9 protein-coding genes and 1 other RNA gene are annotated in these 9,326 nt (G+C 62.8%); 2 read left to right on the top strand and 8 right to left on the bottom strand.

Annotated features, from left to right (window positions below):
* Nucleotides 1–29 precede the first annotated feature (29 nt).
* The 4 genes from ffs to E3U23_RS12545 form a co-directional block, all read right to left on the bottom strand.
* Nucleotides 30–124, bottom strand: an RNA gene (ffs, locus tag E3U23_RS12530) — signal recognition particle sRNA small type.
* Nucleotides 125–158: 34 nt separating this feature from the next.
* Nucleotides 159–437: an ETC complex I subunit gene (locus E3U23_RS12535; RefSeq protein ID WP_279351615.1), complete on the bottom strand. Its 279-nt coding sequence runs from the start codon at nucleotides 435–437 to the stop codon at nucleotides 159–161.
* A 16-nt stretch (nucleotides 438–453) separates the two neighbouring features.
* Nucleotides 454–2,958, bottom strand: a complete 2,505-nt coding sequence (hrpB, locus tag E3U23_RS12540) for an ATP-dependent helicase HrpB (RefSeq protein ID WP_279351616.1) — start codon at nucleotides 2,956–2,958, stop codon at nucleotides 454–456.
* A gap of 44 nt (nucleotides 2,959–3,002) precedes the next feature.
* Nucleotides 3,003–4,019 carry a polyprenyl synthetase family protein gene (locus E3U23_RS12545; protein ID WP_279351617.1) on the bottom strand — a complete coding sequence of 339 codons (1,017 nt, stop codon included), beginning with the start codon at nucleotides 4,017–4,019 and terminating at the stop codon, nucleotides 3,003–3,005.
* Between the two features lie 68 nt (nucleotides 4,020–4,087).
* Between E3U23_RS12545 and E3U23_RS12550 the strand changes: the two genes are divergently transcribed.
* Entirely contained in the window at nucleotides 4,088–4,396 is a 309-nt protein-coding gene (locus E3U23_RS12550; RefSeq protein ID WP_279351618.1) for a chorismate mutase, read from the top strand.
* Here the strand turns inward: E3U23_RS12550 and E3U23_RS12555 are convergent.
* The 4 genes from E3U23_RS12555 to E3U23_RS12570 all read right to left on the bottom strand — a co-directional run bounded on the left by E3U23_RS12555 (nucleotide 4,393) and on the right by E3U23_RS12570 (nucleotide 7,657).
* Complete coding sequence (locus E3U23_RS12555; protein ID WP_279351628.1) at nucleotides 4,393–5,727, bottom strand: sensor histidine kinase; 1,335 nt, start codon at nucleotides 5,725–5,727, stop codon at nucleotides 4,393–4,395. The two genes, E3U23_RS12550 and E3U23_RS12555, sit on opposite strands and share 4 nt — an antisense overlap.
* 70 nt (nucleotides 5,728–5,797) lie before the next feature.
* Complete coding sequence (locus E3U23_RS12560) at nucleotides 5,798–6,475, bottom strand: response regulator transcription factor (protein WP_279351619.1); 678 nt, start codon at nucleotides 6,473–6,475, stop codon at nucleotides 5,798–5,800.
* 87 nt (nucleotides 6,476–6,562) lie between these two features.
* Nucleotides 6,563–6,871, bottom strand: a complete 309-nt coding sequence (locus E3U23_RS12565) for a PepSY domain-containing protein (protein WP_279351620.1) — start codon at nucleotides 6,869–6,871, stop codon at nucleotides 6,563–6,565.
* A gap of 63 nt (nucleotides 6,872–6,934) precedes the next feature.
* Nucleotides 6,935–7,657 (bottom strand): SIMPL domain-containing protein, encoded by a 723-nt coding sequence (locus E3U23_RS12570; RefSeq protein WP_279351621.1) that lies wholly within the window; start codon nucleotides 7,655–7,657, stop codon nucleotides 6,935–6,937.
* A 112-nt stretch (nucleotides 7,658–7,769) separates the two neighbouring features.
* On the opposite strand from E3U23_RS12570, the gene E3U23_RS12575 reads away from it, so the two are divergent.
* A partial coding sequence (locus E3U23_RS12575; protein ID WP_279351622.1) for an ABC-F family ATP-binding cassette domain-containing protein occupies nucleotides 7,770–9,326 on the top strand: 1,557 nt, incomplete at its 3' end.

A 9,326-nucleotide genomic window follows, 5' to 3' on the forward strand; every position in this document is an offset into this window, starting at 1 on the left:
GGGCGCCGAAAGTCATGCGAGGCTTGAATGGAAAAGGAGCCGAGCGACCCGCCGCAATTCACCTGGGCTGCTTCCTTCCGGACCTGACCCGGTGAGCGAACGCAAACGTCCACCCGACTCCCGGCGCGCCATATGGCGGCGGCGCGCGGATAAATCAACTACCGGAAATTGTCGGCGTAAGCCTGCAGCTTCAGCGTCTTGGGCGGCGTCGCATGGACGCGCGCGGGAATCCCATACTTCTCGGCATAGGCCTTGGCATCGTCTTTCGAGGCGAACTTCAATTGCACCTGCGCCTGCGTATCGCCGCTGCCGGTCCAGCCCATCAGCGGATCGGCGCGTCGCGCTTCGGACTGCTCGAACTCGAGGATCCATTCGTCAACGCGGGCCTTGCCCGATTGCATCGCGCTTTTAGGTCGCTGATAGATTCGTGCTGCCATGGGTGCGTCCTCTAATTCAGCTCTGCTCACGTGCAAAGGCGTTCTTGGTCTTCAAACTCGGAGTTTCGGTCCACGGTTCCTCGGGCCAGCGATGCTTGGGATAGCGGCCTTTCATATCCTTGCGCACATCCTGCCAGCTCCCGCGCCAGAAGCCGGGCAGATCGGCGGTTGACTGGATCGGCCGCCCGGCGGGGCTGGTTAGTTTCAGGAGCAGCGGGGTGGGCCTGTTTCCTCTGCCGATGACGGGATGGTGATCAAGACCGAACAGCGCTTGCACGCGCACTTCCACGCTGGGCGCATCGTCGGCGGCGTAGTTGATCTGATGGCGCGTGCCGACTGGCGAGAGGAAATCGCGGGGCGCCTGTTCGTCCAGAGCCTGCCGCGCATTCCAGTCCAGCAGGCCGAGCAGCGCGTCGGAGACCTTCTGCCGAGATACGCCAAGGTCGCGGCGCCCTTCGAGCAAGGGGCGGAGCCAGAGATCGGCGGTTTTGCGGAGATGCTGTTTAGAAAAATCGCGCACGCCCGCGAAAGCGCCACGCGCGATGAGTTCTGATGGGAGAATGCTCGACAAGTTATCCGCAGCCCTTTCCACAAGAAGGTCCACAACTGCGCCCGGGTCCGGCTTCGGGTCCGGCCCAGTCGCCAGCGTGATCGCGCCCAGCCGCCGCTCTCGCCGCGCCTCGACTCGCTCTCCGGTCCAGCGAAGGATGCTGCGCGTTTCGATACGATGAGCGAGGTGGCGTTCGACTTGCTTAGCTTCCAACGGCGCTGCCGCAGTAATCCGCGCGCCCTTCGCCTGTCCCTGCGCGTCACCGATCACGAGGAATTCCGCTCGCGCGAGAGGCGATGCGGGATCGAGGAAAAAACCGCGTCCGCCTGACGAAAGCCAGTTTTCGCCCGAAGCATCGCGGCGCTTGGCGACGAAATCGGGTTTTGCGAGGGCCAAGTAGAGAGCCGGGATAGCATTGCCCGTTCGCCCTGACCCTGTCGAAGAACCACCATTTTCTACTCCCGAATGGTGCAGGGCTTCGATAAGCTCATATCGAACGGACAGGAATTCTTGAGCAGTCTTAGCCCACCGCTCCGCCAATTTCCGGCTTGCCGTCGCCCTTTGCGAACGGTCCCCGTCCCAGCGCTGCAAACGTGCAAGCAAGTCCTCGCCACGCCCGCCGAGTCCGCGCTCCTGTAACAGCAGCACGAGCTTCGCCGCCGGCAAAGCTTGCCCGACCGCCGCACCAGACATAACGGTCGCCGCACCGACCGGGTCGAGTGGTAGAGAAGCAATCGCCTCCCCCAATGGCGTAATCCGTCCGTCATCATCAATAGCGCCGAGTTTGCGCAAAGTATCCCGTGCGGCGTCAAGCGAAGCCGCCGGCGGAACATCGAGCCAGGCTAGCGTGGCCGGATCGCCCGTCCCCCATCGCGCTAGCGAGAGGACCAAAGGCGCGAGATCGGCCGTTTCGATTTCCGGCGCATCGAAGGCGGGGCGGCCGGAATGCGCCGCTTCCCCCCACAGGCGATAGGCCGTCCCCGGCCCCTGCCGCGCGGCGCGCCCTGCTCGCTGCGCGCTGGCGGCCTGCGAAGAACGGTGCGTAACCAGATGTGTCGTTCCGGCAGCGCGGTCGAACTCTGCGTCGCGCGACAGACCGCTATCGACCACTACCGAGACGCCATCCAGCGTGAGCGAGGTTTCGGCGATAGCGGTAGCCAGAACGATCCGCCGCCGCCCTTTCGGATCGCGGCGAATGGCGGCGCGTTGGTCTTCGGGTCGCACCTGTCCGTGGAGCGGCAGGACCAGCGCGGTCGGCAAACGCTCGGACAATCGCTCGCGCACCCGCTCGATCTCACGTACACCGGGAAGGAAGGCGAGAACATCGCCCTCTTCCGCCCGCCATGCGGTCACGATTGCCGACGTCATGGCGTCTTCGATCCGGGTTTGCGGCGAGGGCCCCAGCCATTCGATGCGCAGCGGATACGCACGCCCTTCGCTTTCGATCACTGGCGTATTGGGGCCGAGCAACTCAGCAAACCGCGCCCCGTCAATCGTCGCCGACATGACCAGCACCCGCAAATCCTCGCGCAACACCGCGCGGCTTTCCAGCGCCAACGCGAGGCCGAGATCGCCGTCGAGATGCCGCTCATGCGCCTCGTCGAATAACACCGCCGAAATGCCCGCCAGTTCAGCATCGTCGAGGATCTTGTTGACGAAGATCGCCTCAGTAACGACGAGAATGCGTGTTCTTGCGCTGCGCTTCGTATCCAGCCGGGTCAGGTACCCGACCGTCTCGCCCGCCTTCTCACCGAGCAGTTCCGCCATACGTTCGGCGGCAGCGCGCGCGGCGACACGGCGGGGTGAGGTTAGGATGACCGTTCCGGTACACCATTCCTCATTGAGCAGCGCCGGAGCGACGGCCGTAGTCTTGCCCGCCCCCGGGGGCGCGACGAGCACTACACCGGTTTGCGTACTGAGTGCTGCTATAAGGTCCGAGAGGACTGAGTGGATTGGTAAGGGCTCACTCACGCTCTACATCCGTGCGTGCTGGGGGCGAACGGAAAGCTCCGAACCTAATATCCCCGGGATACCGCGAACAATGCCGCCTGGGTCATTGCGCGGCGCGCGCGGTTATCGGGAAAGATCGATAGAGCATCGATCGCCCTCTGCGCGAAATGCCGAGCCCTGGCCCGCGTATCGGCGACGGCGTTGTGACGATCGATCAGCATAACGGCATGATCGAGATCGACATCGGTTGTTCGATGCCCGCCGATCGCTGCCTTCCAAAAGGTCCGCTCCTCCTCGTCCCCGCGTGCGTAGGCGAGAATTACCGGGAGAGTCATCTTGCCTTCGCGGAAATCGTCACCGCGATCCTTGCCCATCGTGGCGGCTTCGGCATCGTAGTCCAGCGCATCGTCCACCAGCTGAAAGGCAACCCCGAGGTTGCGGCCGTATTCGTCGAGCGCGCGTTCCTTCTCGTCGTCGCATTCGGCGACCACGGCTGCGATCCGGCTCGCGGCTGCGAACAGCGCCGCCGTCTTCGCGCGGATGATATGGAGATATCGCTCTTCCGAGGTGTCGATCTTGCGCTGTGCGGTAAGCTGGTCGACCTCGCCCTCGGCAATGATCGCGCTGGCGCCCGAAAGGATCTTCAGCACCTTGAGGCTGCCGTCCTCCACCATCAGTTCGAACGAGCGGCTGAACAGGAAATCGCCGACCAGCACGGTGGCGGGGTTGCCGAAAATGATGTTCGCCGCCGCCTTGCCGCGCCGCAGGTCGCTGCCGTCCACCACATCGTCGTGCAGCAGGGTCGCTGTGTGAATGAACTCGACCGAGGCGGCGAGTTTGTATTGCCGCGTACCCTGATAACCGGCCAACTCCGCGCCCGCGAGCGTCAGCATCGGGCGCAAGCGTTTGCCCCCGCCTGATATAAGATGACCGGCCAGTGCCGGGATCAGTGGAACTTCGCTCTGCATCCGGTCGAGGATGACATGATTGACCTGATTCATCCCCGAAGCGGTCAAGGCCAGCATAGGTTCAAGGGAAGGCTCTGGCGCTTTGCGCGGCAGGGAAACGACGTCGGCTGTCATGTTCGCTTGGACATGGGCTGCCTATGCTTGCTTGGCAAGGAACGAATTGCGGCTAATCTGCGCGCATCATGAGTGCCGAAACGACCGATCCGCCTGCCGCCGATGCCGTCCTCGCCGGATACCGCAAGAGCATCGACAATATCGACGCCGCTCTGGTGCATATGCTGGCCGAGCGATTCCGGATCACGCAGGCGGTGGGCCGTTACAAGGCGACCGTCACCCTGCCTCCGGCCGACCCCGAACGCGAAAAGCAGCAAATCGCCCGGCTGCGTGCCTTGGCGGAAGAGAGCGAGCTCGATCCGGAGTTCAGCGAGAAGTTCCTGCGCTTCATCATCGACGAGGTCATCCGCCACCACGAGCGGGCGCGCGATGCCTAGCCGACGCGCGGCAGTCTGAGTTTGACCAGCAGGCCGCCAAGATCCTCGCTCTCATCGAGTTCGACTTCGCCGCCATAGATTTCCGCCACATCGCGCACGATGGCGAGGCCGAGTCCCGTACCGGGCTTCCCGGTGTCGAGCCGCGCGCCGCGATCGAAGATGCGGACGCGCTCCTCTTCCGGAATGCCCAACCCATCGTCCTCGATCCAGATCGTGCACAGCGCACTGCCCGGTTCTGCGTCGACCGTCACGAAAACGCTGCCGCCGCCATACTTCGCGGCGTTCTCGACCAGATTGCCGAGGATTTCATCGAGGTCCTGCCGCTCGATCGTGACCGCCGCCGTACGATTTCCGTCGATGTCGAAGCGCGTATCCGGATACAGCCGTTCCACCGCCCGCCGGACCGCCTCCGCACTCTCGCATACCAGTGTGCGCGCATGACCGACGGCGCGGCGGCCGACCGCGCGGGCGCGCGCCAGATGGTGATCGACATGGCGCTGCATCGTGCGGGTTTCTCGGATTACCGCCGTATCGAGATCCGGCGCATGAGCCGTGGCCGCGTTGGTCAGCACGGTGAGCGGCGTCTTCAGTGCATGGGCGAGGTTGCCGGCATGTGTGCGCGCTTCTTCGGCCTGCCGCTCGCTGTGTGCGAGCAGTGCGTTAATTTCCTCGACCAGCGGCTCGACTTCGGTTGGGAGCGGATCGGTGATGCGGTTGGTGCCGGCTGAACGCATAGACTGGATCGCAGCACTGACCCGGCGAAGCGGTGAAAGCCCGACCCAATTCTGCAGTGCGGCCATAAGTAAGAGGCCAAGACCAAGCGCGGCGAAGCTCCAGATCAGGATGGAGCGGATGCGATTGATCTGGAAATCGAGTTCCTCGCGCGCGCTAGCAACCGTGAAAGTCCAGCGCGCCTCGCTATCCGGCAGGATGACAGTTCGCTCCACGATCCGCAGCGGCTCGCCGGAAAGCTGGTCGCTGTCATAGAAATGCGGTTCGTTATCGACGTGATTGCGCTGTCGCAGCGTGGTATCCCACAGCGAGCGCGACGGTGTGACAGCCAGCGAGTACGACGGGAAATCCTCCCGCCCCTCCGCGCTTATCTGATAATACAGGCCGCTATTCGGCTCGAGAAAACGCGGTTCGCCGAGGGGACGGTTGAAATAGACTTGCCCGTCGGAATCGATCTCGGCGACGACGATCATCGAATTGAGCAGATATTCCAGCTGCTCGTCGAAATTGCCGCGCACGAGATTGGTCAGCGATCGATCCAATGCGAACCCACCGCCCACCAGCAGAAAGAGAATCCATCCCGCCGCGATCAGCATCATACGCCGCGCGAGGCTGCCGCGCGGACCCGGCGCCTTGCCTAGCGTTACCGGGCCAGCCCGGCCCGCCGGTTCAGGCGCGGGGCTGTTCGGCGGGGTCGTCGAGGCTGTAACCGAGGCCACGGATCGTCGTAATCACTTCTGCACCGAGCTTCTTGCGGATGCGGGTGACGAACACTTCGATCGTATTCGAATCGCGGTCGAAATCCTGATCGTAGATATGCTCGATAAGTTCGGTTCGGCTGACCACCTTGCCCTTGTGATGCATTAGGTAGGACAGGAGTTTGTATTCCTGCGCAGTCAGTTTCACCGGTTCGCCTTTCAGCGTCACCCGACCCGAACGCGTGTCCAGCCGTACGTCGCCCGCAACCAGTTCCGCAGAGGTATTGCCGGAAGCACGACGAATCAACGCGCGCAGACGCGCGATCAGCTCTTCGGTCTGAAAAGGCTTGGCAAGGTAATCGTCCGCGCCTGCGTCAAGGCCGGCGACCTTGTCGCTCCAGCTGTCGCGCGCGGTCAGAACGAGGACCGGAAATTTCCGCCCCTCCTTTCGCCACATCTGCAATACCGTGAGCCCGTCGATTTCCGGCAGACCGAGATCGAGGATTACGGCATCGTATTCCTCGGTACTGCCGAGGAAATGCCCATCCTCCCCATCGGTCGACAGGTCGACAGCATAGCCGTTCTGCTCGAGCGTGGATTTTAGCTGCTGGCCGAGCGTCGGCTCGTCTTCGACTATCAATAAGCGCATGAAAGGTCCGCCCCTCCGTTGATTACGGCATTTCTGTTCATGTAGATGAACGCGCAACGCCGAAGGGGGTTTCGCGAAGAACGCGTATTACCGGCTGCGTCCCAGAATGCGACCCGTCCTCGCGTCGACATCCACATACAGAACACGCCCGTCGCGAATGAATTTCAACCGATAAGCCATCGCCGTGGAATCGTAAGCCGGGCCGATATATTCGGCGCCCTTCATCATGGGCAGGATGCGCGCCTCGATCTTGCGCAGCGGGATCACCCGGCCTGCGCTCATCTCCTTGCGCGCTTCGCTCTGATCGGAGCGCCTGTCCTGCGCATAGGCAGGTGTCGCGGCAATCGGCGAAATCGTCAACCCGAGGGCGACGAGGCAGGAAATGGCGCTTTTCATGATGTCATCCTGCCTAGTCGCCCCGCATTGAACAACCCGTGAATATGGCAAAAGGCCTTACGCTCAGCGAGTCATCTCGTATTTCACGGTGACGGTAACGCCGATGGTCACCTGCCCCGGTTGAACGGGGGCTTTGACCCGTGAACCGGTCACCACGATATTCTGCGCGGCATCAAGAGTAGCGGGCATCGGCATGTTACCCGTGATCGTTTCGTTGACTTCCAGCAGTCGAAGACCGGAAAAACCGGCAAGGCGTGCATATTCCATCGCCTGCGACTCTGCGCGCTCCATGGCACTGGACCTTGCTTGCGCCTTGAGTTCTTCATCGTTCTCAAGACTGAAACTCGGTCCATTGATCTCGTTGGCGCCCGCCGACACGAGTGCATCCAGCACTTCGCCGGTATCATCGACTTCACGAAGCTTTACGCTCACCCGGTTCGACGCCGTGTAGCCTAGGAAAATCTGCCGCCGGTTCGCCTGATCAAAATCGTACCGCGCATTCACGCTAATGCCGGTCGTCTGGATGTCTTCGTCCGCAATGCCGAGCGATCGGATGCGCTCGATCACATTTCGCATTTCCTCGGAGTTTTGGCGAAGCGCCGACACCGCCGTATCCGCATCCGTCTGTACACCCGCACTGATCGTAACGAGATCGGGCGCGGCATCGACCTCTTCCATCACGGTCAAGTCAACAACGGGACCGCTGGCCGCGATCCGCACCTCTGCGGCGTGAGCGGCCGAGGCAAAGCCGGCGAGCGCGGCGGCGGAAAAGAATGTCTTAAGCATGATAGGCTCCTTGCCAATTATCGGAAACGCCATACCGCCAGGGCGACTTTCACCAAACTGAATGTGGCCGCCGCTTGCGGCCTTATAAATCTGCGCCTACCTCGCGCGGCCTATGGCGCAACCTCCGATCTTGAGCTGGGAAGGCCTCGGCCTGCAACAAGGCGGCCGTTGGCTGCTGGGCGGACCCGATCGCGAGACGCTCGACCTGCATATCGGCGCGCGCGACCGATTGGCGCTGATCGGGCGCAACGGCGTTGGCAAGACCACCCTGTTCCGCCTGATCGACGACCGGATCGAGGCCGATCGCGGCATTCGCAAGGTGAAGCCCGGTACGCGCATCGTCACGCTGGAGCAGGAACCCGATCTCAGCGGTTACGACACGCTGATGGAATGGGCGCTGGCGGGCGACCACGCCCCGGCCGAATACGAGGTCGAGGCCATCGCCGGGCAGCTCGGCATAGACATGGCGCGCGGCACCGACGGGGCAAGCGGCGGTGAGAAACGTCGTGCCGCCATCGCCCGCGCGCTGGCACAAGATCCCGACGTCCTGTTGATGGACGAGCCGACCAACCATCTCGACCTGTCCGCCATCGACTGGCTGGAAAGCTGGCTCGACCGGTACAAGGGCGCCTTCATCGTCATCAGCCATGACCGCACGTTCCTCAAACGCCTGACCCGCGCGACCCTCTGGCTCGACCGGGGCGAAATGCGGCGTAAGGAAATCGGCTTCGGTGGATACGAGGCCTGGGAAGAGCAGGTCTACGCCGAGGAGGCGCGCGCGGCGGAAAAGCTCGATGCGAAGCTGAAGATCGAGGCGCACTGGCTCGAACGCGGCGTTACGGCGCGACGCAAGCGCAATCAGGGTCGGCTGGAAAAGCTGTGGCAGATGCGGGCGCAGCGCGCCTCGATGATCAGCGGCGGCGGCACGGCGAAACTGAAACTGGCGACCGAGGAGGACTTCAAGTCGAAATCGGTCATCGTCGCCGACAGCATCACCAAGACTTATAACGGCCGCACGATCATCAAGCCGTTCTCGCTCCGCATCCAGCGTGGCGACCGGATCGGGATCGTCGGCGCGAACGGGGCCGGCAAGACCACGCTTCTCAAGATGCTTACCGGCGAGATCGCGCCCGACAGCGGTACGGTCGATATCTCCAACAAGCTGACCGGCGTGATGATAGACCAGCAGCGCAGCCTCCTCTCACCCGAGAAAACGGTGCGGCAGGTGCTAGCCGAAGGGGGCGACTGGATCGACGTGCAGGGCCATCGCAAGCACGTTCAGGCGCATCTGAAAGACTTCCTGTTCGATCCCAAGATCGTCGATACCAAGGTCGGCATACTGTCCGGCGGCGAACGCAGCCGCCTTTTACTTGCGCGCGAATTCGCCAAGGCATCGAACCTGCTGGTGCTGGACGAGCCGACCAACGATCTCGATCTTGAAACGCTCGACCTGCTTCAGGAAGTGATTGCCGACTACGAAGGCACGGTATTGATCGTCAGCCACGATCGCGACTTCCTCGATCGCACGGTGACGGTCACGCTCGGCCTCGACGGCAGCGGCAAGGTCGATGTGGTCGCGGGCGGGTACGAGGATTGGGAGCGCAAGCGGCGCAACCAGCCCGGCACGGGGAAGGATGCGGGTCCTTCTACTTCGAAGGCCACCCCGCCC

It is taken from the genome of Erythrobacter litoralis (assembly GCF_029760855.1).
GTDB classification, from domain to species: Bacteria; Pseudomonadota; Alphaproteobacteria; order Sphingomonadales; family Sphingomonadaceae; genus Qipengyuania; species Qipengyuania litoralis_A.